Origin of the sequence: Ideonella sp. BN130291 (assembly GCF_036231905.1) — a bacterium.
Lineage (GTDB): Bacteria > Pseudomonadota > Gammaproteobacteria > Burkholderiales > Burkholderiaceae_C > CAMLIZ01.
Genome location: NZ_JAZARE010000007.1, coordinates 272,744 through 295,586 on the forward strand (window position 1 = coordinate 272,744; position 22,843 = coordinate 295,586).

The 22,843-nt window shown below is 68.1% G+C and carries 22 protein-coding genes; 18 read left to right on the forward strand and 4 right to left on the reverse strand.

Translation table 11 applies throughout. The annotated features are described in order from the left end of the window. Window positions 1-12: 12 nt before the first annotated feature. The 3 genes from VPH43_RS17035 (at window position 13) to VPH43_RS17045 (ending at window position 3,405) form a co-directional block, all read left to right on the forward strand. On the forward strand, window positions 13-984 hold the full coding sequence (locus tag VPH43_RS17035) for a LysR family transcriptional regulator (protein ID WP_328578923.1): 972 nt from the start codon (window positions 13-15) through the stop codon (window positions 982-984). A 74-nt stretch (window positions 985-1,058) separates the two neighbouring features. Further along, window positions 1,059-1,769, forward strand: coding sequence for a hypothetical protein (locus VPH43_RS17040; RefSeq protein ID WP_328578924.1), 711 nt, complete (start codon window positions 1,059-1,061; stop codon window positions 1,767-1,769). Between the two features lie 64 nt (window positions 1,770-1,833). Further along, window positions 1,834-3,405: a thioredoxin family protein gene (locus VPH43_RS17045; protein ID WP_328578925.1), complete on the forward strand. Its 1,572-nt coding sequence runs from the start codon at window positions 1,834-1,836 to the stop codon at window positions 3,403-3,405. Between the two features lie 8 nt (window positions 3,406-3,413). On the opposite strand, the gene gstA is transcribed toward VPH43_RS17045, so the two are convergent. Beyond that, complete coding sequence (gene gstA, locus VPH43_RS17050) at window positions 3,414-4,037, reverse strand: glutathione transferase GstA (RefSeq protein ID WP_328578926.1); 624 nt, start codon at window positions 4,035-4,037, stop codon at window positions 3,414-3,416. A gap of 106 nt (window positions 4,038-4,143) precedes the next feature. On the opposite strand from gstA, the gene VPH43_RS17055 reads away from it, so the two are divergent. The 4 genes from VPH43_RS17055 (at window position 4,144) to VPH43_RS17070 (ending at window position 8,090) form a co-directional block, all read left to right on the forward strand. After that, window positions 4,144-4,518 carry a glutaredoxin gene (locus VPH43_RS17055; protein WP_328578927.1) on the forward strand — a complete coding sequence of 125 codons (375 nt, stop codon included), beginning with the start codon at window positions 4,144-4,146 and terminating at the stop codon, window positions 4,516-4,518. 106 nt (window positions 4,519-4,624) lie between these two features. Then, entirely contained in the window at window positions 4,625-6,139 is a 1,515-nt protein-coding gene (locus tag VPH43_RS17060; RefSeq protein ID WP_328578928.1) for an alpha/beta fold hydrolase, read from the forward strand. Beyond that, window positions 6,136-6,930, forward strand: a complete 795-nt coding sequence (locus tag VPH43_RS17065) for an ABC transporter ATP-binding protein (protein WP_328578929.1) — start codon at window positions 6,136-6,138, stop codon at window positions 6,928-6,930. The genes VPH43_RS17060 and VPH43_RS17065 overlap by 4 nt, the downstream gene beginning before the upstream one ends. Further along, window positions 6,927-8,090 (forward strand): ABC transporter permease, encoded by a 1,164-nt coding sequence (locus VPH43_RS17070; protein ID WP_328578930.1) that lies wholly within the window; start codon window positions 6,927-6,929, stop codon window positions 8,088-8,090. The genes VPH43_RS17065 and VPH43_RS17070 overlap by 4 nt, the downstream gene beginning before the upstream one ends. Before the next feature lie 114 nt (window positions 8,091-8,204). On the opposite strand, the gene VPH43_RS17075 is transcribed toward VPH43_RS17070, so the two are convergent. Then, a complete protein-coding gene (locus VPH43_RS17075) occupies window positions 8,205-8,639 on the reverse strand; it encodes a hypothetical protein (protein ID WP_328578931.1) in 435 nt (144 codons plus the stop codon). A gap of 121 nt (window positions 8,640-8,760) precedes the next feature. Here VPH43_RS17075 and VPH43_RS17080 point away from each other — a divergent pair, with 121 nt between their 5' ends. Next, window positions 8,761-9,474, forward strand: coding sequence for a helix-turn-helix transcriptional regulator (locus VPH43_RS17080; RefSeq protein WP_328578932.1), 714 nt, complete (start codon window positions 8,761-8,763; stop codon window positions 9,472-9,474). Window positions 9,475-9,819: 345 nt separating this feature from the next. Here VPH43_RS17080 and VPH43_RS17085 read toward each other — a convergent pair whose 3' ends face one another. Then, window positions 9,820-10,092 carry a YkgJ family cysteine cluster protein gene (locus VPH43_RS17085; RefSeq protein ID WP_442909305.1) on the reverse strand — a complete coding sequence of 91 codons (273 nt, stop codon included), beginning with the start codon at window positions 10,090-10,092 and terminating at the stop codon, window positions 9,820-9,822. A 125-nt stretch (window positions 10,093-10,217) separates the two neighbouring features. On the opposite strand from VPH43_RS17085, the gene mnmG reads away from it, so the two are divergent. From mnmG to VPH43_RS17110, 5 genes are read left to right on the forward strand one after another with little or no spacing between them, the layout of a single operon-like run. Next, window positions 10,218-12,182, forward strand: coding sequence for a tRNA uridine-5-carboxymethylaminomethyl(34) synthesis enzyme MnmG (gene mnmG / locus VPH43_RS17090; RefSeq protein ID WP_328578934.1), 1,965 nt, complete (start codon window positions 10,218-10,220; stop codon window positions 12,180-12,182). Then, a complete protein-coding gene (gene rsmG, locus VPH43_RS17095; RefSeq protein WP_442909306.1) occupies window positions 12,169-12,861 on the forward strand; it encodes a 16S rRNA (guanine(527)-N(7))-methyltransferase RsmG in 693 nt (230 codons plus the stop codon). Before mnmG ends, rsmG begins: the two co-directional genes overlap by 14 nt. Window positions 12,862-12,899: 38 nt before the next feature. Further along, the gene (locus VPH43_RS17100) at window positions 12,900-13,517 is read left to right on the forward strand and encodes a LysE family transporter (protein ID WP_328578935.1); all 618 of its coding nucleotides are present in this window, start codon (window positions 12,900-12,902) and stop codon (window positions 13,515-13,517) included. A 37-nt stretch (window positions 13,518-13,554) separates the two neighbouring features. After that, window positions 13,555-14,331: a ParA family protein gene (locus tag VPH43_RS17105; RefSeq protein WP_328578936.1), complete on the forward strand. Its 777-nt coding sequence runs from the start codon at window positions 13,555-13,557 to the stop codon at window positions 14,329-14,331. A gap of 5 nt (window positions 14,332-14,336) precedes the next feature. Continuing rightward, complete coding sequence (locus tag VPH43_RS17110) at window positions 14,337-15,125, forward strand: GNAT family N-acetyltransferase (RefSeq protein ID WP_328578937.1); 789 nt, start codon at window positions 14,337-14,339, stop codon at window positions 15,123-15,125. Between the two features lie 4 nt (window positions 15,126-15,129). Here VPH43_RS17110 and argC read toward each other — a convergent pair whose 3' ends face one another. Then, window positions 15,130-16,071, reverse strand: coding sequence for an N-acetyl-gamma-glutamyl-phosphate reductase (gene argC / locus VPH43_RS17115; RefSeq protein WP_328578938.1), 942 nt, complete (start codon window positions 16,069-16,071; stop codon window positions 15,130-15,132). Between the two features lie 55 nt (window positions 16,072-16,126). On the opposite strand from argC, the gene VPH43_RS17120 reads away from it, so the two are divergent. The 5 genes from VPH43_RS17120 to VPH43_RS17140 all read left to right on the forward strand — a co-directional run bounded on the left by VPH43_RS17120 (window position 16,127) and on the right by VPH43_RS17140 (window position 22,832). Then, window positions 16,127-16,657 carry an RBBP9/YdeN family alpha/beta hydrolase gene (locus VPH43_RS17120; protein ID WP_328578939.1) on the forward strand — a complete coding sequence of 177 codons (531 nt, stop codon included), beginning with the start codon at window positions 16,127-16,129 and terminating at the stop codon, window positions 16,655-16,657. Between the two features lie 14 nt (window positions 16,658-16,671). After that, window positions 16,672-17,568 (forward strand): ParB/RepB/Spo0J family partition protein, encoded by an 897-nt coding sequence (locus VPH43_RS17125; protein ID WP_328578940.1) that lies wholly within the window; start codon window positions 16,672-16,674, stop codon window positions 17,566-17,568. A gap of 427 nt (window positions 17,569-17,995) precedes the next feature. Beyond that, window positions 17,996-19,921: a PrkA family serine protein kinase gene (locus VPH43_RS17130; RefSeq protein WP_328578941.1), complete on the forward strand. Its 1,926-nt coding sequence runs from the start codon at window positions 17,996-17,998 to the stop codon at window positions 19,919-19,921. 35 nt (window positions 19,922-19,956) lie between these two features. Continuing rightward, window positions 19,957-21,243: a YeaH/YhbH family protein gene (locus VPH43_RS17135; protein WP_328578942.1), complete on the forward strand. Its 1,287-nt coding sequence runs from the start codon at window positions 19,957-19,959 to the stop codon at window positions 21,241-21,243. Then, window positions 21,240-22,832, forward strand: coding sequence for a SpoVR family protein (locus tag VPH43_RS17140; protein WP_442909307.1), 1,593 nt, complete (start codon window positions 21,240-21,242; stop codon window positions 22,830-22,832). The genes VPH43_RS17135 and VPH43_RS17140 overlap by 4 nt, the downstream gene beginning before the upstream one ends. Window positions 22,833-22,843: the final 11 nt, after the last annotated feature.

Sequence of the window (22,843 nt, forward strand, 5' to 3'; positions counted from 1 at the left end):
ACGAGGCGGCCCATGGCGATTGAACCGAACGACCTGCTGCTGTTCGCGCGGGTGGTGGAAAGTGGCAGCTTCAGCCGCGCCGCCGAGCGCGTGCACCTGCCCAAGTCCACCGTGTCGCGCCGCATCGCCGAGCTGGAGCGCCAGCTGGGCGAACGGCTGCTGCAGCGCACGACCCGCAAGCTGTCGGTCACCGACTTCGGCCTGAGCGTGCTCGACCATGCGCGCCAGGTGGCCGAGGAGGTGGACGGCGCCACTGCCCTCGCGCTGCATCGCCAGGCCAGGCCGAGCGGCAAGCTGCGCGTGTCCATGCCGGGCGACTTCGCGAGCGTCACCTTGTCCGGCATGCTGGCGCAGTTCGTGCGCGAGCACCCGGCCATCTCGCTGGAACTGGACCTCACGCCGCGCCGGGTGGACTTGATCGGCGAGAACTTCGACCTCGCCATCCGCATGGGCGAGCTGCCGCAGGATTCGCAGCTCACCGCGCGCCGCTTGGCGGTGTTCAGCACCAGCCTGTATGCCTCGCCCGAGTACCTCAGCGTGCATGGCGAGCCGCAGACGCCCGAGGCGCTGCTGGGCCTGCATGGGCTGATGGTGCTGTCGCGCTCGGGTGATGCGTTGCCGTGGGAGCTGCAGTCCGAAGACGGCGAGGTGGAGTGGAGCGCGGTGCCCGACCAGCGCACCGCCGCCAATTCGCCCGACCTGCTGATCCGCCTGGCCCGCAGCGGCGCCGGCGTGGCCGCGGTGGCGAACTACTTTGCGGAGCCGTATGTGCGTGCCGGCGAACTGCGGCGCCTGCTTGCCGGCTGGCATCACAAGCCGTCGGTCGCGTGGGCGGTGTTTGCCGGCCGACGCCTGATGCCGGCCAAGACACGGGTCTTCCTGGACGCATTGAGCTCGGTGCTGTCCACCGCGCCGGACGTGGAAGCGCGTTGTGTCGAAGAGGAACGGCGCCAGCGCGAACGCCAGGCCAGCGCAAGCGCCTGAGGGCGAGGCACGCCGCCGCCGGCGTGCAGGCTGCCTGGCCGCCCCTTGCCGGGCCGCGTTGCTAAGCTGTCGCCATGGCCGCCCTGCCACCGCCCACCCTGCGCACGCCGCACCATAGGCGCCTGCGCGAGATCTATCGCTCGGCCGGCTGGCCCTGCCACGACATGCTGGAGGTGGAGCTGCTCGCCGCCGGGCTGCTGGAGCGCGTGCGCGACGACCGCGGCCGCGAGACCTTGCGGGTCACCGACGCCGGCATCCAGGTGTTGGCGCAGACGCTGCAGAAGAACCGCGCCGCGCGTGACGCGCACGAAGCGCTGGTGGCACGCGTGGCGGCCGAGATGCAGCGCGCGGGCCGCATCGCCTGGCGGGGCCTGAGCCTGCGCGCCAAGGTGGAGGAGCGCTGGTGCATCGCCATGCCCGATGTGTTCTCGGTGCGCCACACCACGGTGGAGGACTACCTGGAGCCGGTGGTGCACGAGATCAAGGTGCGGCGCGCCGACCTGCTGTCGGACCTGCGCCACGAGGCCAAGCGCCTGGCCTACCTGGAGATGTCCAGCCAATGCTGGTATGTGCTGCGCGAAGGCATCGCCGAGCCCGCCGAGATCCCGCCGCCTTTTGGCGTGCTGGTGGCGCTGGAGGCGGGCGGTTTCGAGGTGGCGCGGCCTGCGGCCAAGCGGGCGCTGCGGCCGCCCTTCCATCTGTGGATGGCCCTGGCGCGTGCGGCGCCCGAGCCGATGGACGACCCGTCGCAAGCCTGGCTGGGCGGCGACGACACGCCCTGCTGAGAGCGCCAGGGTCTTGGGGGCACGGGCACAATCGTTCGCCACCTCACCGTTGCGAAAGACGCCCATGTCCCTCGCCGCCCTGCGCCCCGCCTTGTTGGCCGCGCTGATCGCCATCGGTGCCCCCGCGCCGTCCCACGCCGCCGACACGCCGGGCATCGCCTGGCAGGCGGCCGCCAGTGATGCCGACGTCGACAAGGCCTTCGCCCAGGCCAGGGCCGGGCACAAGCCGCTGCTGCTGTACTGGGGTGCCAAGTGGTGCCCGCCGTGCAACCAGCTCAGGGCCACCTTGTTCAACCGCCAGGATTTTGTCGAGCGCTCGCGGGCCTTCGTGGCGGTGAGCATCGACGGCGACCTGCCCGGCGCGCAGAAGCTCGGCAGCCGCTTCAAGGTGCGTGGTTATCCCACCATGATCCTGTTCAACGGCGACGGCCAGGAGATCACCCGCCTGCCGGGCGAGGTGGACGCAGCGCAGGTGATGCAGGTGCTGCAGCTCGGCCTGGCCAACGGCCGCCCGGTGAAGACGGTGCTTGCCGATGCGAAGGCCGGCAAGCCGCTGGACGGCAACGAATGGCGCCTGCTCGCTTTCTATTCCTGGGACACCGACGAACAGCAGCTGGTGCCGCAGGCGCAGCGCCCGGCGCTGCTGGCCAAGCTGGCCGCGGCCTGCCCCGCGAGCGAAGCAGCGGCGGCGACGCGGCTGCAGCTCAAGGCACTGGCCGAAGCCGAAGAAGGCAAGCTGCCCCAGGCCAACGACGCCCAGCGCGACAAGGTGCGCCAGCTGCTCGCCGACCCCGCGGCCAGCCGGGCGCAGATGGACGTGATCACCAACTGGGCGCCTGACATCGTGAAGGCGCTGGCCGGCGACGATGCGCGCCAGCGTGACGGCCTGGTGCGCAGCTTCGACACCGCGCTGCAGCGCCTGCAGGCCGACACCAGCCTCTCGCGCGCCGACCGCCTGACGGCACTGATGGCGCGGGTGGATCTCGCGCGCCTGCAGGCCGGCGTGGCGGACGACGCCAAGGTGGTGAAGCTGCCGCCCGCGTTGCTGAAGGAAGTGCGCGACGCGGCGGCACGCGAGGACCGGGAGATCACCGACGGTTATGAGCGCCAGGCCGTCATCACCACCGCGGCCCACACCCTGCACCGCACGGGGCTGGACGCGGAGTCCGACGCACTGCTCAAGGCCAACCTCGGCAAGAGCCATTCGCCCTACTACCTGATGTCGCAGCTGGCCGGCAATGCGAAGGCACGCGGCGACAAGGCTGAGGCGCTGCGCTGGTACGAACAGGCTTTCAACAAGAGCGAGGGCCCGGCCACGCGTTTGCAGTGGGGCGCCAGTTATGTCAGCGCGCTGGTGGAGCTGGCGCCGCAGGACGGCACGCGCATCGAACGTGCGGTGCAGCAGCTGCTGGACGAAGCGGCGGCGCAGCCCAACGCCTTCTACGAGCGGAGCGCCCGCTCGTTGCAGAAGGTGGGTGCCAAGCTGCAGGCATGGAACGCCAAGGGGCAGCACGCGGCGGCGATGCAGCGCCTGCAAGCCCGGCTGGGCGGTGTGTGCGCGAAGCTCGATGCGGCCGACCCGCAGCGCGCCACCTGCGAAGGGCTGCTGAAGGCGGCGCCCGGCAAGACGGCTTGAAGGCCGGCCTAGGCCTTGGCCTGCGCCGGGCTGAGCCCTTCGGCCTGCAGTGCGCGCTGCACCGCCGGGCGGGCAGCCACCCGCTCCATGAAACGCGCCATGTGCTCGAAGCCGGCCAGGTCCACCTGCATCGGCGCGGCCCAGCGTGTCACCACGTACAGGTAGGCATCCGCCGCGCCGAAATCCTGGCCCAGCAGGTAGGGCCGGCTCGCCAGCGCCTGGTCCACGAAGCGGAAGCGGTCGGCCAGCTTCAGCCGCATCAACGCCTTGGCCTCCTCCGGCATGGCCGGATTGAACAGCACGCCGAAGCCCTTGTGCAGCTCGGCGGTGATGTAGTTCAGCCACTCCATCAGCCGGTAGCGCTCCAGCGTGCCGGCCGGTGGCGCCAGGCGCTTGTGCGGCACCTGGTCGGCAATCCATTGCACGATGGCCGGCCCTTCGGTCAGGCGCTGCCCATCGTCGAACTCCAAGGTGGGCACATAGCCCTTCGGGTTGATCTGGTAGTAGTCGCTGCCGTCGGCGAGCTTGTGGGTCTTGGTGCTCGCCAGGTGGGCCTCGAACGGCATCTCGGCTTCGTGGAGCAGGATGTGCGGCGAGAGGGAACAGGCACCAGGGCTGTAGTAGAGCTTCATGGGGGACTCCTCGATGAACGCGGCAAGGGTGCTGCAGGCTGCGTGCCCGCGCCGCGGCCAGCGCCGCCGACGACGCGGGTTACCCTTCGCCCCGGAGGTGCGCCCCATGCCACGCAGCGTTCTCGATGAATCCCAGATCCACCCGGCGATCCGCGCCCGGGTGGCCGGCCACCATGCCGACGTGGTGGCCGACGTGCAGCGCGCGATCGCGCAGCATGCGGTGGTGGTGGTCGGCATGGCGCAGAACCCGCATCCGCGCCGCGCCAGGCGCCTGCTGCAGGCGGCCGGCATCCCGTTCCACTACATGGAGTACGGCAGCTACCTCGGCGAATGGCGGCGCCGCAACGCGCTGAAGATGTGGACCGGCTGGCCTACCCTGCCGATGATCTTCGTGCGCGGGCAACTGATCGGCGGCGCCGACGACCTGCAGCGCCTGCTGGACAGCGGCGAGCTGAAGCAGCTGCTCGCCAAGACCCCGTGAGCACCGGCCGTTGATGACAGCGGTTCCGCCGTTCATCCGCGCACCGCAGCGGCCAGGCCAGCCGCGCTTTCACAATGCGGCCGCTGCCACTGCCGCCCTCACATCCATGGTCCGATTGAACCCTTGCCGCCTCCTGCTGCTGCTCGCCTGCATGGCGCTGCCGGCGTCCGCGGCCGATGCCGGCCTCGCGCCCTGCCGCCTGCGCGGGCTGGCGCACGAGGCGCTGTGCGGCGTGCTCCAGCGCCCGCTGGACCCGGCCCAGCCGCAGGGCCGCCAGATCGAGCTGCACTACGCCGTGGTGCCGGCGCTGGCGCGCAACAAGAAGCCGGACCCGGTGTTCTTTTTTGCGGGCGGGCCGGGGCAGAGTGCGATCGAGCTGGCCGGGCCGCTGGCCGCGGCGCATTCGCGCTTCCTCAACCGGCGCGACCTGGTGCTGGTGGACCAGCGCGGCACCGGCCGCAGCGCGCCGCTGAAGTGCGACGATGACGATGCCGGCCGCCCGCTGGCCCAGGCGCTGGACCCGGCGCAGCAGCAGCGCCAGCTTGCCGCCTGCCGGGATGCACTGCAGCGCCTGCCGCATGGCGACCTGCGCTTCTACACGACCACCCTCGCGATGCAGGATGCCGACGCGGTGCGCCAGGCCCTCGGCGTGGAGCGTTTCAACGCGATCGGCGCCTCCTACGGCACGCGCGCGGTGCTGGAGTACATGCGGCAGTTTCCGCAGCGGGTGCGGCGGGCCGTGATCGATGGCGTGGCGCCACCCGACATGGTGCTGCCGGCCGCGTTTTCCACCGACAACCAGGCTGCGCTGGACAGTGTGTTCAGTGCCTGCGAGGCCGACCCCGCGTGTGCGGCGCGTTATCCGCAGCTGCGCGCGCGCTGGCACGGGCTGCTGGAGAGCCTGCCGCGCGCGGTGAGCTTTCCCCAGCCGCTCACCGGACAACGGGAGACCGTGCTGCTGCAGCGCGACCTGCTGCTGTCCATGGTGCGCCAGCCACTCTACGTGCCGGCGCTGGCCGCCGGCCTGCCCAACGCCATCGCCGAGGCTTCGGCCGGGCGCTTCGATGCACTGGCGGCACTGGCAAGTGCCTTGCAGGGCCGGCACAAGGCCATGGCGATGTCCGAGGGCATGCACTTCTCTGTCGTGTGCGCCGAGGATGTGCCGCGGCTGGATGCCGCCACCGACTCACCGGGCGCGGACTTCCGCACCGGCTTTGCGCAGCTGTACCGCCAGGTGTGTGCGCAATGGCCGCGCGGCGAGGTTCCGACGGCCTTCTACCGCATGCCGGTGGCACGGGGCGCGACCCTGCTGCTGTCGGGCGCCAGCGATCCGGTCACGCCGCCGCGGCATGCCGAGCGGGCGGCCAAGGCGCTGGGCCCCAAGGCGCGCCACCTGGTCGTGCCGCATGCCGGCCATGGGGTGATGGGCATCGGCTGCCTGCGCGACGTGGTGTACCGCTTCGTGGACGCCGAGACCGACGATGCCGCGCTCAAACTCGATGCACGCTGCGTGGGCGAGCTGCCGCGTCCGCCGGCCTTCATGCCGCTGCTGCCGCCGGCACCCGCCGCCTCGGCGGCCACCGTGACACCGGTGGCACCCGCCGCCCGGAGGCAGCCATGATCGAGGTGCAGCAACTGGCCAAGCGCTTCAGCCACGGGCGCGGCCGCAAGGCCGGCACGGTGCGTGCGGTGGATGGGGTGTCGTTCACCGCGCCCGACGCGTGCATCACCGGGCTGCTGGGCCCCAACGGCGCCGGTAAGACGACCACGCTGCGCATGGTGGCCGCACTCGTGCGGCCGGACGCCGGCCGCGTCGTGGTGGACGGCATCGACGTGGCTGCCCGCCCGCGCGAGGCGCTCGCCCGCATGGGCGTGCTCAGCGACGCACGCGGGCTGTACCCGCGCCTCACCGCACGCGAGAACATCGTCTACTACGGCCGCCTGCACGGCATGCGCGACGAGGCCGCACAGGCGCGTGCACAAACGCTGGCCGACATGCTGGAGATGCGTGCGCTGCTGGACCGCCGCACCGAGGGCTTCAGCCAGGGCGAACGCATGAAGACCGCGCTGGCGCGCGCGCTGGTTCATGACCCCGCCAACATCATCCTCGACGAGCCCACCAATGGGCTGGACGTGCTGGCCACCCGCAGCCTGCGCGAGGCCTTGCGCAGGCTGCGCGACGACCATGGCAAGTGCATCGTGTTCTCCACCCACATCATGCAGGAGGTGGAGCGCCTGTGCGATCAGGTGGTGGTCGTCTCGCATGGGCGCACGGTGGCGCAGGGCACGGTGGCCGAGCTGTGCGTGCGCGCCGGCCATGACGACTTTGAAGAGACCTTCGTGCGCCTGGCCTTCACGCCGCAGGAGCAGGCCGAAGGCGGCGCCGTGGTTGCGATGGGGAGCAAGGCATGAAGGCCGCCTGGACCGTGTTCTGCAAGGAGCTCATCGATGCGCTGCGCGACCGCCGCACGCTCATGATGGTGATGCTGTCCTCGGTGGCGATGGGGCCTGTGCTGCTGGTGGCCTTGTCGGCGCTGGTGGCGCAGATGGAAGAGCGTGCCGAGCAGCGCCAGCTGCTGGTGGCCGGCATGGAGCGTGCACCCACGCTGCGCAACTACCTGCAGCGCCAGACTTACACCATCCAGGCCGCGCCGGCGGACTACGAGGAGCAGTTGCGCAAGAGCCGCCTCGCCCACCCGGTGGTGGTGATCCCTCCCGAGTTCGAGGCCGAGCTCGCGCGCGGCGAGTCGCCGCTGGTGGAGGTGGTGAGCAGCAGCGCCAACCAGCGCGCGCAAGGCGGCGTGGGCCGGGTGGCGCAGCTGCTGCGTGGCTTCACCAGCGAGCAGGCCACCTTGCGCCTGACCGCGCGGGGCGTGGCCCCTGCGCTGCTGGAGGTGCTGCAGGTGCAGGACCGCGACCTCGCCAATCCGCAGACCCGCGCCGCCCAGCTCACCGGCATGCTGCCGTTCTTTGTGCTGATGGCCGTGCTCTATGGCGCGCTCAACGCGGCGCTGGATACCACGGCCGGCGAGCGCGAACGTGGATCGCTGGAGCCGCTGCTGATGAACCCGGCCTCGCGCTGGGCGCTGGTGGTGGGCAAGTGGGGGGCGGTCGCGAGCGTGGGCATGTTGATCGCGGTGCTGTCGTGTTTCAGCTTCCTTCCGGGCCAGTGGCTGCTGCGCAGCGAGTCGCTGGCGGCGCTGTTCCAGTACGGCCTGCGCGAAGCGGGCCTGTTCCTGGTGCTGCTGGTGCCGCTGGCCGCGGCACTGTCGGCCCTGATGATGGCGGTGGCCATCCGCTGCAAGACCTTCAAGGAAGCGCAGGCCAACAACACCGTGATCATGCTCGGCGCCTCGTTGCTGCCGCTGATGACCTTGTTCAACCAGGAGGGCGAACAGCCCTGGCATCTGTGGGTGCCCGCACTCGCGCAGACCACGCTGATGAACCGCGTGCTCAAGGGCGAGGCCTTCGGCGCGCTGGATGCGCTGGTGCCGCTGGCGGTGAGCGCCGTGGTCGCCGCGCTGTGCCTGGCCTTCGTGGCGCGGCAGCTGAAGCAGGCGGCGCTGCGCTGAAAGGGCGGCGTCGGTCGCAGCCGCGTGGCGCACCCGGGCCGCGCGGTACGGCCGCTCAGTGCCTGGTCACGCCCGGCTCATGGCGCGGCAGGGCTCTGCAGCCCGAACCGCGGCTCAGTGCGCCGCGGCGCGGTAACTCACGGCAGCCGCGCGGCTCACTGGAACGCGGCTGGGGCGCTCGTCCTGAAACGAGAGCGCACGCTGCACTTCGTCCTGCCAGGGCAGGGCGTGCACGATCTGGTTGAGATGGCGGGCGGCTTCCCAGGCGGTGAGCACCTCGCCCTCCGGGCCCAGCAGGCGCAGATTGGTGACCACCGACATCGGGTCGGCCATGGCCACGATGCCAGGCATCACCTGCACCCAGTCCCATGCGACACCGGCTTCGCCATCGCTGGACGAGCCGCTCCAGACCGTCTGCCCGGAGAACGGCGTGGCATTGTTCCCGGGACTCAGCACCCGCGTGCCGAGATGGAACAATTGAAGCTTGCCGGAAGCGTTCGCCTGCCACAATACTGGCGGCCAGGCGCGCAAGGTCCACGGAGGGGTCATGGTGTACATCCTGTCTGTGTATGACCGAAGTTTTCGGCACCCGGGCTCCGCTTTCCAGCTGTAAACCTTGTCAGGGCACTCGTTCGAGGCCCCGCGCATCAACAGAAAGTCATACCGTCGAATGCTGCAGGGTGGATACATGTCGGTGCTGCAGGCCCGGGACCGCAATGAGTTCCGGGACGAGGTGGTGCGCTTCACGCGCCAGCTCGGGTTCGAGCGCATGGCGGCGCTCACGGTGGTGGACCAGAGCATCGGCCAGTCGCAGTTCATCGTGGTCGACAACGCGCCCGAGGCCTATGCCGGCGTCTCCAGCGATCCCACCAAGAGCCGGCTCGATCCGGTGTTGCAGCACACCAAACACCACAGCGTGCCCATCGTGTGGAACCGCGACACCTACCGTCAGAAAGGCCTGACGGAGCTATGGGAAGAGCAGGCGCAATACGGCTACGCCACCGGCATCGCGATGGTGCTGCACATGCCGGAGGGGCGCCACTTCGGCCTGGGCGTGGTGCGGGACCAGGCGTTGCCCGCCGACCCCTCCGAGCTCACCCGCATCGTGGCCGACCTGCAGCTGTTCACCGTGTGTGCCCAGGAGGCCGCGCTGCGCCTGCTGGTGCCGCCCACGCTGCAGCCGGAGCGCCCGGCGCTCACGCCGCGCGAGCTCGAAGCGCTGCGCTGGACGATGGAAGGCAAGACCGCCTGGGAAGTGGGCGCGATCCTGGGCATCAGTGAACGTACCGCGGTGCTGCACGTGAACAACGCGATGCACAAGCTGGGCTGCGTGAACAAGCACCAGGCCGTGGTGAAGGCGCTCAAGCTCGGCCTGATTCACTGAGCCGCGTGACCTCGGTGCGAATGCACCCTGTAAGGTCTGACAGTACCCCCGCGTCGCATCCGCTGCTGGAATACAGGTCATGCGCAAGACATGCGCAAGATCCCCCAAACCGGAGCAGCGCCATGCAGATCGTCCACACCGTTTCCCACACCACCGACTTTCCGCGTACCGGCGGCTGGTAAAGCCTTTTGCTCCGCGCACTGTCGTTGCGCGGGGCCCCTGGTGTCCTTGCCGGCCGGCTGTTCGTAGCGGTCGTCCGGTTCCGGACAGGTTCGGCCCAGCCCGCTCGGCCGGCCCCTCTCTTTGAAGCGCCTCCTGCCTTGTGCAGCGGGCGCTTTTTTTTGGTCACGCCGGCTGCTGGGTCGCCGGCGCCGTCTGCTGTTCCAGGTGGCCCAGCCACGCCATCGCCTGCTCACGCGAGCCCGCACACAGGTCGGGGCTCGGCCTCAAGGACAGGCACACCGCCGGGCGCTCGGGCTGGCCGAACAGGCGGCAACGCTGCTCGGCATCCAGCTGCACGCAAGGCTCGCCCGCGGGTTTGCCGTCGGGCATGCCCGGGATGGGCGATGAGATTGATGGTGCAGTGCAGCATGCGCCGCACCGCGGGCGGCAGTGCATGGCGGACATTATTCCCTGCCGGGCCCTGCGATCCCGGCCGGCGTCATGACGCCCGAGGTGGCGCCGCCTAAAATCGACGGTTTGCCGACGCAATCTCGTGTCGTGCTGGAAGCGGGTGGCCCAAGGTGTTGTATCCCAAGGAATTTGACGTCATCGTCATCGGTGGCGGCCATGCCGGCACCGAGGCCGCACTGGCCGCGGCGCGCATGGGCTGCAGCACCTTGCTGCTCACGCACAACATCGAGACCCTGGGGCAGATGAGCTGCAACCCCTCGATCGGCGGCATCGGCAAGGGCCACCTGGTCAAGGAGATCGATGCGCTGGGTGGCGCGATGGCCGCCGCCACGGACGAAGCGGGCATCCAGTTCCGCATCCTCAACGGTTCCAAGGGGCCGGCGGTGCGGGCCACCCGGGCCCAGGCCGACCGGGTGTTGTACAAGGCGGCGATCCGGCGCCGGCTCGAGAATCAGCCTAACCTGTGGTTGTTCCAGCAAGCGGTGGACGACCTGGTGCTCGAAGGCGACCGGGTGGTGGGCGCGGTCACGCAGGTGGGCATTCGCTTTCGCGGCCGGGCGGTGGTGCTGACGGCTGGCACCTTCCTCGACGGCCGCATCCACGTCGGCTTGCAGAACCATGCCGCCGGACGCGCCGGGGATCCGCCGGCGGTCAGCTTGGCCGCGCGCCTGCGCGAACTCGAGCTGCCACAGGGGCGGCTGAAAACCGGCACGCCGCCGCGCATCGATGGCCGCAGCGTTGACTTCTCCCGGCTCGTCGAACAGCCGGGTGACCTGGACCCGGTGCCGGTGTTCAGCTTCCTCGGGTCGGCGGACCAGCATCCGCGCCAGGTGCCCTGCTGGATCACGCACACCAACGAACGCACGCACGAGATCATCCGCTCCGGCTTCGACCGCAGCCCGATGTTCACCGGCGTGATCGAGGGCGTGGGGCCGCGATACTGCCCGAGCATCGAAGACAAGGTGAACCGGTTCGCGGACAAGGATTCGCACCAGATCTTCCTGGAGCCGGAAGGCCTGACGACGCACGAGTTCTATCCGAACGGCATTTCCACCTCCTTGCCGTTCGACGTGCAGCTGGCGGCGGTGCGGTCGATGGTGGGCCTGGAGCAGGCGCACATCCTGCGCCCGGGCTATGCGATCGAGTACGACTATTTCGACCCGCGCGGCCTGAAGGCGAGCTTCGAGACGCGCGCGATCAACGGGCTGTTCTTTGCCGGGCAGATCAATGGCACCACCGGGTACGAGGAGGCGGCGGCGCAGGGGCTGTTTGCCGGCGCGAACGCGGCGCTGCAGGTGCGCGGCGAGCGGGCCTGGGTGCCACGGCGTGACGAGGCCTACCTGGGGGTGCTGGTCGACGACCTGATCACCAAGGGTGTGACGGAGCCGTACCGGATGTTCACCAGCCGGGCGGAGTTCCGCCTGCAACTGCGTGAAGACAATGCCGACATGCGGTTGACCGAAAAAGGCCGTGCGCTTGGCTTGGTCGACGATGTGCGCTGGGAGCAGTTCGCCCGCAAGCGCGACGCTGTTTCACGTGAAACAGAGCGGCTGCGGTCGGCATGGGTGCACCCACGCAACCTGCCCGCCGTGGCCGCCGAACAGTGGCTGGGCAAAGCGCTGGAGCACGAACACAGCTTGTGTGACTTGCTGCGGCGGCCCGGTGTCAGCTTCGACACGGTGGAGGCCATTGCGAAAGTTGCCCGACCGGAAGTGGGTGTTTCACGTGAAACCTTGAATGCGGAGCTCGGTGTGCAACTCGCCGCCGCCGTGATCGAACAGGTCGAGGTGGCCGCGAAGTACGCCGGCTACATCGACAAGCAGGTGGAGGAAGTAGAGCGCGCGGCTCACTACGAACATCTGCGGCTGCCGGAGGACCTGGACTATGCCGAGGTGACGGCGTTGTCGTTCGAGGTGCGGCAAAAGCTCAACCAACACCGGCCGGAGACCTTGGGCCAGGCGGCCCGCATCTCCGGCGTGACACCCGCTGCGATTTCGCTGCTGCTGGTGCATTTGAAGAAGAAGCGCTTCAAAGGCTTCTCGCCATCCGCTGCGGTGGTCAATGCAGCCGCGTGACGAGGCCGGCGGAGGGCCGGGAAACACGCAACCCAGCCCCACCGAGCTGATCGAAGCTGCGGCGCGTTTGGGCATGGCGCTGGATCCGAGCGCGGCAGAGCGGATGTTGGCCTATCTCCAGCTGCTTCAGCGCTGGAACGCCACCTACAACCTGACGGCGGTGCGCGACCCCGGGCAGATGTTCAGCCACCACCTGCTGGACTGCGTGGCGGTCGTGCCACCGTTGCGCCGGCATCTCGCCGGAGCGGCTGGTCGCCTGCTGGACGTGGGCAGTGGCGGGGGTTTGCCAGGCGCGGTGATCGCCATGCTGATGCCGGAGGTTCAGGTGAGTTGCGTGGACACGGTCGGCAAGAAGGCCGCCTTCATCCGGCAGGTGGCTGGAGAGTTGGGCCTGCGCAACCTGAATGCCGTCCACGCCCGTGTGGAGCAACTGGATGGACGCTTCGACGTCATCACGTCCCGGGCCTTTGCCAGCCTGCCCGACTTCTGCCGCCTCACCCGACCCTTGCTCGCCGAGCAGGGCGCCTGGATGGCGATGAAGGGAAAACTGCCCGCTGACGAGATGGCGGCCCTGCCCAGCAACATTGCGGTGTTTCACGTGGAACATCTCGCGGTGCCCAGCCTGGATGCGGAGCGCTGCCTCGTGTGGATGCGGCCAGCGCCGGCCGCTGGCGCCTGATTGCCCGCACAATCGCAGCCAGGGAGCTCCTCTTTTTTATGCTGGGCATCACAGACTACGGTGCGTTCTGCGCCGCGATCGTCGTCTTTCTCGCGCTGCCAGGCCCGGGCACTTTTGCCTTGCTCGGGTCCACCGCCAAGGGTGGGTTCCGGGGTGGAGCGGCTGCCACCCTGGGGCTGATCGCGGGCGACCAGGTGCTGATGTGGCTGGCCGTGGGTGGCGTTGCGGCACTGCTTTCTGCCCACCCCGGCTGGTTCCGGCTGGTGCAATACGCCGGGGCGGCTTACCTGGTGTGGTTGGGCCTGCGCCTGCTGTGGCCCCGGGCCGCAGGCGCGCAGCGCGCCGTGGTGGACATCCGGCCGCGGCACTATGCCCGCCAGGCCTTCCTCATCACCCTGCTCAATCCGAAGGCCATCCTGTTCTACATGGCCTTCTTCCCGCTGTTCATCCGGCCGGGGGCGCACCAAGGCATGCTGACCTTCACGGCGATGGCCCTCACCATCGCGGGCATTACGGCGGTGTACTGCCTCAGCCTGTGCGCCCTGGCCGGCGCGGTGGCGCGCCAAGTGCGCACGCATCACCGCATGGCGGCCTGGCTGGAGCGCCTGACCGGCGTGTTCCTGATCGGCTTCGGCCTGCGGCTGGTGCGCGACTAGCGCGCCAAACAGCCTCCCTTCCTTTTCCTGACCCCACATGGCCCGAATCTTTTGCATTGCCAACCAGAAGGGCGGCGTCGGCAAGACGACCACCACCGTCAATCTTGCGGCCGGCCTCGCCCTGGTGGGCCAGCGCGTGCTGGTGGTGGACCTGGATCCGCAGGGCAATGCCACGATGGGGTCGGGTGTGGACAAGCGCCAGCTCACGCTGTCGGTGTACGACGTGCTGCTGGAATCGGCTGGCATCGAGGAAGCCAAGTCGCGCTCGGAGAAGGGCGGCTACGACATCCTGGGTGCCAACCGGGAGCTGGCCGGGGCGGAGGTGGAACTGGTGGAGCTTGAGCGCCGCAACGAACGCCTGCGCACGGCAATCAAGCCGGTGGCCGACCTGTATGACTTCGTCCTCATCGACTGCCCGCCCTCGCTCAGCCTGCTCACCTTGAACGGCCTGTGCAGCGCCCACGGCGTGATCGTGCCCATGCAGTGCGAGTACTTTGCGCTGGAAGGCTTGAGCGACCTGGTCAACACCATCAAGCAGGTACACGCCAACCTCAACAAGGACCTGCAGATCATCGGGCTGCTGCGCGTGATGTTCGATCCGCGCATCACCTTGCAGCAGCAGGTGAGCGACCAGCTCAAGGCCCACTTCGGCGACAAGGTGTTCAACAGCGTCATCCCGCGCAACGTGCGCCTGGCGGAAGCGCCAAGCTACGGCCAGCCCGGCGTGGTGTTCGATCCGCAGTCCAAGGGGGCGCAGGCGTTCATCGAGTTCGCGCGCGAGATGGTGGAGCGTGTGCAGGCCGTGGCGGTTTGAGCACCATGCTGCCTGCGCTGAACCCCGATTTCCCTGCCGATCTGCTCTCCCGAGTCGAGGACGCAGGCCTGAACGCCTCGGCGCCGCCCCAGCAGCGCTGGCTGGACGGCTGGCTGGTGCGGCTGTCGCCGGGCAAGGCCAAACGCGCACGCTGCATCAACGCGGTGTCGACTGGCCGCCTGCCGCTGGACCAGCGGCTGGCGCAGGCGCGTGCGGCGTATGCCGAAGCCGGCCTGCCCCTGATGCTGCGCATCACGCCGTTCACCGCGCCGCAGGACCTGGACGCCTGGCTCGCGGCCCAGGGCTTCGAGACCTTGGACGACACGCGGGTCATGGTGCTGGAGTCAATTAACGGCTTGGGCGGCGGCACCTTGCCGCCCGGCTGCCGTCTGCAGGCCGCCACGGCGCCGGCTTTTGCTGAATGGGTGGGCGCCCAGCGGGGCTCACCGCAAGCGCAGCGGGCCGCGCATGCCGAACGCCTGTTGAACTCGCCGGTGCCTTACCGCGGCTTCCTGCTGATGCGTCACGACGAGCCGGTGGCGGGTGGCCAGTTCGCCATCGAAGGGGAGGTGGCGGGGTTGTACGACGTGTTCACCGCGCCCGAAGCCCGCGGCCACGGTTTGGCAAGCGCGCTCTGCCAGGCGGTGCTGGCGCAGGCCGCGAGCGCCGGCGCACGCATCGGCTACCTGCAAGTGGAGCAGGACAACGCCCCGGCCCGGGCCATCTACCGCCGCCTCGGGTTCCGCGACGCCTACAGCTACTTCTACCGCACGGATTCCGCTGCCGCGCAGTAAGCGCTCACAAGCCCAGCGCCTCGTCCACGCCGAGGTGCAGGTTCATGCACTGCACCGCGGCGCCGCTCGCACCTTTGCCCAGGTTGTCCAGGCGCGCCATCAGCACCGCCTGCGTGTTGGTGGCGAACACAAAGATGTCCACCCGGTTGGTGTCGTTGCAGCCCTGCACGTCGAAGTAGCCCTCGTCCAGCGTGGCGGCATCGCTGAGCGGCATCACGCGGATGAAGCGCTCGCCGGCATAGTGCTGTTCCAGGGCGGCCTGCAGGCGCGGGCCGTCGGTGCCAGGCGCCAGCTCGGAGAAGTGCAGCGGCAGCGTCACGGCCAGGCCCTTGTAGAAGCTGCTCACGATCGGCAGGAACACGGGCGGGGTGGTGAGCCCGGTGTGCGCCATCATTTCCGGAATGTGCTTGTGCGCCAGCTTCAGCGCATACGGCCGCGGCGACGCCAGGCGCGGGTCGCCGCCGGCCTCGTACTGCTCGATCATCTTCTTGCCGCCACCCGAATAGCCGGTGATCGAGGTGGCCGACACCGGCAGGCCGCGCGGCACCAGGCCGGCGTCGACCAGCGGGCGTAGCAGCAGGATGAACCCGGTGGCATGGCAGCCGGGGTTGGCGATGCGCTTGGCGCGGCGCAGGCGGTCGCGCTGCCCGGGGGCCAGCTCGGGCAGGCCGAACACCCACGAGGGGTCGGTGCGGTGGGCCGTGCTGGCGTCGATCAGGCAGGTGTTCGGGTTGTTCAACAGCAGCACCGCTTCGCGGGCGGCGGTGTCCGGCAGGCACAAAAAGGCGACGTCGGCCTCGTTGAGCAGGCGGGCGCGCTCGGCCGGGTCCTTGCGGCGGTCGGGGTGGGCGCGCAGCAGCTCGATGTCGTCGCGTTTCGACAGGTACTCATGGATGCGCAACCCGGTGGTGCCCTCCTGACCATCCACGAACACGGTGTGCTTCATCGCCGGACCTCTCACGCAAAATCAATACTGAACATCAAAGCATAAGGCAACCCGCATGCACGGCACGCGCATCCTGCTTCTTCCCGGCTGGCAGAACTCCGGGCCGGACCATTGGCAAAGCCGCTGGGAACGCCTGCACGGGGACCAGCGCGTCGAGCAGGCCGACTGGGAATGGCCACGCCGCGGCGACTGGATGGCGCGCCTGGACGAGGTGCTGCAGGCCAGCGACACATCGGCCGTGCTGGTGGCGCACAGCCTGGGCTGCCACCTGGTGGCAGCCTGGGCAGCCCATTCGCGCCACACCGCCCGGGTGCGCGGCGCGCTGCTGGTCGCCATCCCCGACGTGGAGCGGGCCGACATGCCGCCGCAGCTGCACAACTGGCGACCCATCGTGCGCCAGCGCCTGCCCTTTGCGGCGCTGGCCGTGCTCAGCACGGATGACCCCTATGGCGATCTCCCACGCACCGAGGCGATCGCCGGCGCCTGGGGCGCACCGGTGCAACTGGCCGGCCCGCGCGGTCACCTCAACGGTGACTCGGGTCTGGGCGACTGGCCCGAAGGCCGGGCGCTGCTGCAGTCGCTGTAGCGGAGAATCCCTGCATGGTCACCAAAAAACCCAAGGGCCTCGGCCTCGGCCTGGAAGCCTTGCTCGGCCCCAAGGTGTCGGAGGCGTCCGCGCCCCAGCGCGAGGGCGAACCCACCGTGCTCAAGCTCGATCAGCTGCAACCCGGCAAGTACCAGCCGCGCACCCGCATGGACGAGGGTTCGTTGTACGAGCTGGCCGAGAGCATCAAGTCGCAGGGCATCATGCAGCCCATCCTGGTGCGTCCGTTGGGCGGCCAGCGCTACGAGATCATTGCGGGCGAGCGCCGCACGCGAGCCGCCAAACTGGCCGGCCTGAGCGAAGTGCCGGTGCTGGTGAAGCCGGTGCCCGACGAAGCGGCGGCCGTGATGGCGTTGATCGAGAACATCCAGCGTGAAGACCTCAACCCGCTGGAAGAGGCCCAAGGCCTGCAGCGCCTGGTGCATGAATTCAAGCTCACGCACGAGCAGGCGGCGCAGGCCGTGGGCCGCTCGCGCAGCGCGGCCAGCAACCTGCTGCGCCTGCTGAACCTGGCGCCGCCGGTGCAGCAGATGCTGATGGCGGGTGACCTGGACATGGGCCACGCGCGCGCGCTGCTGTCGCTCGACAGTGCGCAGCAGATCCTCAGCGCCAACGAGATCGTGGCCAAGAAGCTGTCGGTGCGCGACGCCGAGAAGCTGGTGGCGCGTGCCGGCAACGTCGGCCGCCAGAGCCCGCTGCTGCGGGTGAAGAAGGACAAGCCGCGCGATTTGGTGCGGCTGGAAGAATCCCTGGCCGACCGGCTCACGGCCGACGTGGAAATCCGCATCCAGCGCCGCACCTCGCGCGGCGAGCAGGGTGAGATCGCCATTCGCTTCGGCTCACTTGACGAGCTGAACGGGCTGCTCGAAAAACTGGGTGTGCGGGACGCCTGAATCAGGGTTCGTCCCGCGCGCATTGCGGGGGTGAACGTGAAATTTCTCTGTGCAACGCCCCCGGTTTGGGAACACAGTAGCGTTGACAGACACCAAACAACAAACACATCGGTAGGCGCCGGCCCTGTGAGCGGCGTTGAACGATGAGGGAATTGGCAGCGGAGTCATCATGCAGGGCACGGTCCTTGCTGAGTCTCCAGCGCGGAGCGGCGAATTGTTGGGCATAGCCCTCGCTTCTCGGTGCATCGCCGCCCCGCGGTTGGAGCGATGCTGGAGACAACAAAGAACTGAAGAACACGAGTCACTGAAGACCGGAAAGCTCTGATGGCGCCCGGGCCCGTACCTCAAGGCCGGGACTTCATCAGAACTTCCCAGACGCCGGTGTGGCTACATCACGGCCACCGACGCCTTCCTACAGGAGGTCCGCATGGACGACGTGATCAGCAGTTTTACCGCGCGCTACGAGCGCACCCGCGAGGAGGAGTTGTCCCTCGAAGACTACCTGGCGGAGTGCAAGCGCAATCCGCTGGCGTATGCCACCGCCGCAGAGCGCATGCTCAAGGCGATCGGCGAACCGCAGACGGTGGACACGCGCAACGACACGCGCCTGTCCCGGCTGTTCGCCAACAAGGTCATCAAGATCTATCCCGCCTTCGCCGAGTTCTACGGCATGGAAGACGCCATCGAGCAGGTGGTGAGCTACTTCCGCCATGCGGCGCAAGGGCTGGAAGAAAAGAAGCAGATCCTCTATCTGCTGGGCCCGGTCGGTGGGGGCAAGAGCTCCATCGCCGAGCGCCTGAAGCAGCTGATGGAGCAGGTGCCGTTCTATGCGATCAAGGGATCGCCGGTGAACGAGTCACCGCTGGGCCTGTTCGACCCCGCGGAAGATGGCCCGATCCTCGAAAAGGAATACGGCATCCCGCGCCGATACCTCAACCGCATCCTGAGCCCCTGGGCGGTGAAGCGGCTGGAGGAGTTTGGCGGCGACATCCGCAAGTTCAAGATCGTCAAGCGCTACCCCAGCGTGCTCAAGCAGGTGGCGGTGGCCAAGACGGAGCCGGGCGACGAGAACAACCAGGATATCTCCAGCCTGGTCGGCAAGGTCGACATCCGCAAGCTGGAGACCTATGCCCAGGACGACCCGGACGCCTACAGCTACAGCGGTGGCCTGTGCCTGGCCAACCAGGGCCTGCTCGAGTTCGTGGAAATGTTCAAGGCACCGATCAAGGTGCTGCACCCGCTGCTCACGGCCACCCAGGAAGGCAACTTCAAGGGCACCGAAGGCTTTGGCGCGATCCCGTTCGACGGCATCGTGCTGGCGCACAGCAACGAGAGCGAGTGGAAGGCGTTCCGCAACAACAAGAACAACGAGGCCTTCCTCGACCGCATCTACATCGTCAAGGTGCCGTACTGCCTGCGTGTGAGCGAAGAGGTGAAGATCTACGAGAAGCTGATCCGCGGCTCCTCGCTGGCCGACGCCACCTGCGCGCCGGGCACCTTGAAGATGATGGCCCAGTTCGCCATCCTCACGCGCCTGAAGGAGCCGGAGAACTCGTCGCTGTTCAGCAAGATGCTGGTGTACGACGGGGAGAACCTGAAGGACACCGACCCGCGCGCCAAGAGCTACCAGGAGTATCGCGACTACGCCGGCGTGGACGAAGGCATGAGCGGAATCAGCACGCGTTTCGCGTACAAGATCCTGTCCAAGGTCTTCAACTTCGACTCGCAGGAAGTGGCGGCCAACCCGGTGCACCTGATGTACGTGCTGGAGCAGCAGATCGAGCGCGAGCAGTTCCCTGCGGAGCTGGAGCAGAAGTACCTGGCGTACATCAAGGAGCACCTGGCCACGCGTTATGCCGAGTTCATCGGCAAGGAGATCCAGACCGCCTACCTGGAAAGCTACAGCGAGTACGGCCAGAACATCTTCGACCGCTACGTCACCTACGCCGACTACTGGATACAGGACCATGAGTACCGCGACACCGACACCGGCGAGGTGTTCGATCGCTCGGCGCTCAATGCGGAGCTGGAAAAGATCGAGAAGCCGGCCGGCATTGCGAACCCGAAGGACTTCCGCAACGAGATCGTCAATTTCGTGCTGCGGGCGCGGGCCAACAACGCCGGCAAGAACCCGGCGTGGACCAGCTACGAGAAGCTCCGCACGGTGATCGAGAAGAAGATGTTCTCGAACACGGAAGAGCTGCTGCCGGTGATCAGCTTCAACGCCAAGGCGAGCGCCGACGAGGCGAAGAAGCACGAGGACTTCGTCACCCGCATGGTGCAGAAGGGCTACACGCCGAAGCAGGTGCGCCTGCTGTGCGAGTGGTACCTGCGCGTTCGCAAGTCCAGTTGAACGAGCGCGGCCCGCAGTAGAAAAGGACGTCGTGCATGCTTCAGCAGATCATCGACAGGCGGCTGGCCGGCAAGAACAAGTCGATCGGCAACCGCGAACGCTTCCTGCGCCGCTACAAGGAGCAGATCCGCGAAGCGGTGCGGCGCGCGGTGGACGGACGCGGCATCCGCGACATGGAGCGTGGCGAGGACATCCAGATCCCCAAGCGCGACATCAGCGAGCCGGTGTTCGGCCATGGCCAGGGCGGCGTGCGCGAGATCGTGCATCCGGGCAACCAGGAGTACGTGAAGGGTGACCGCATCGAGCGGCCGAAAGGCGGCGGCGGTGGCGGCTCCGGCAAGGGCAAGGCGAGCGACCAGGGCGAGGGCGAGGACGACTTCGTCTTCCACCTCTCCAAGGAAGAGTTCATGCAGGTCTTCTTCGAGGACCTGGCCCTGCCCAACCTGGCGCGCACCCAGCTGGCCGAAACGCCGGAGTGGAAAAGCCATCGCGCCGGCTACACCAGCGATGGCACGCCGAACAATCTGCACGTGGTGCGGTCGATGCGCGGGGCCATCGGCCGCCGTATCGCCATCGGCGCCGGCTCGCGGCAGGAGCTCAAGCAGCTGGAGCTGCATCTCGAAGAGCTGCTGAAGGACCAGCGCCCCGGGGATGCCGAGCAGATGCAGGCCATCGCCGAGACACAGGCCAAGATCCTGCTGCTGCGCGAGCGCATCGGCCGCATCCCCTACCTGGACCCGATCGACCTGCGTTTCCGCAGCCGCGTGCGGGTGCCGGTCCCGACCTCGAAAGCAGTGATGTTCTGCCTGATGGACGTGTCCGGCTCCATGGACGAATCGCGCAAGGATCTCGCCAAGCGTTTCTTCATCCTGCTGTACCTGTTCCTCACGCGCCACTACGAGAAGATCGACATCGTCTTCATCCGCCATCACACGCAGGCGCAGGAAGTGGACGAGCAGAACTTCTTCCATGCCACCGAAACCGGCGGCACGGTGGTGTCCTCGGCGCTGGTGCTGATGGAGGAGATCATCCGCACCCGCTACCCCAGCAGCGAGTGGAACATCTACGGCGCGCAGGCCAGCGACGGCGACAACTGGCACCACGACAGTGGCCGCTGCCGCGAGCTGCTGGCCGACAAGCTGCTGCCGCTGTGCCGCTATTACGCCTATGTGCAGGTGGCCGAGGAAGAGCAGAACCTCTGGGAGGAATACACCCAGCTGGTGGGCGAGGTGAAGCATTTCGCGATGCGCAAGGTCACCGAGGCATCGCAGATCTACCCGGTGTTCCGGGACCTGTTCAAGAAGGAAGGGGCGCCCGCATGAGCGAAGCCGCACCGCGCGCGGAAGAGCAGCATCTCGGCCGCCGCAAGCCCATGCCATTGAAGACGATGATCCCGCTGAAGGAGCGGCCGCTGCATCCGCTGCCGGCGCCCAGCGACTGGACCTTCGAGGTGATCCACGAGTACCACGAGGTCATCAAGGCCACGGCGGCGCGCTACGGCCTGGACACCTATCCGAACCAGCTCGAGATCATCACCGCCGAGCAGATGATGGACGCCTACGCCAGCGTGGGCATGCCGGTGAACTACCGGCACTGGAGCTACGGCAAGGAGTTCATCGCCACCGAGAAGAACTATCGGCGTGGCCACATGGGCCTGGCCTACGAAATCGTCATCAACTCGAATCCTTGCATCAGCTACCTGATGGAAGAGAACTCGATGGCGATGCAGGCCCTGGTGATCGCGCATGCGGCCTATGGCCACAACAGCTTCTTCAAGGGCAACTACCTGTTCCGCATGTGGACCGATGCGTCGTCGATCATCGACTACCTGGTTTATGCGAAGAACTACATCGCCGAGTGCGAGGAGCGCCATGGCATCGACGCGGTGGAGGAGCTGCTCGACAGCTGCCACGCGCTGCAGAACCACGGCGTGGACCGCTATCGCCGGCCGCAGAAGCTAAGCCTGGCGCAGGAACAGGCGCGCCGCGAGGACCGCGAGGCCTACGCGCAGCAGCAGATCAACGACCTGTGGCGCACCCTGCCCAAGAAGGCGGAGAAGGCGGAAGAGGCCTCCAACGAACGGCGCTTCCCGAGCGAGCCGCAGGAGAACCTGCTGTACTTCATCGAAAAGAACGCGCCGCTGCTGGAGCCCTGGCAGCGCGAGATCGTGCGCATCGTGCGCAAGGTGGCGCAGTACTTCTACCCCCAGCGCCAGACCCAGGTGATGAACGAAGGCTGGGCCACCTTCTGGCACCACCGCCTGCTGAACACGCTGTACGACGACGGTTACCTCACCGACGGCGTGATGATCGAGTGGCTGAAGTCGCACACCAACGTGGTGTACCAGCCACCGGTGGGCCACCCGGCCTACAGCGGCATCAACCCGTATGCGCTCGGCTTTGCGATGTACACCGACATCAAGCGCATCTGCGAGAAGCCCACCGAGGAAGACCGCCTCTGGTTCCCCGACATCGCGGGCAGCGACTGGCTGCCCACGCTCGACCATGCGATGCGCAACTTCAAGGACGAGAGCTTCATCGGCCAGTACCTTTCACCGCAGCTGATGCGCGAGTTCCGGCTCTTTGCCATCCTGGACGACGAGAAGGAAAACGAGCTGGAGGTGGCGGCCATCCACGACGAGCAGGGCTACCGCCGGCTGCGCGAAACCCTGGCCCACCAGTACGACCTGGGCTCGCGGGAGCCCAACATCCAGGTGTGGAACGTCAACCTGCGCGGCGACCGCTCATTGACCCTGCGCCACACGCAGCACAACGACCGCCCGCTTCACGACACGGCGCAGGAGGTGCTCAAGCACGTCGCCCGCCTCTGGGGCTTCGGCGTGCACCTGGAGAGCGTGAATGGCAAGGGCGAGTTGACGCGGCGCTGGAGCGTGCAGCCGCCGCAGGAGTGAGCGGCTGCACG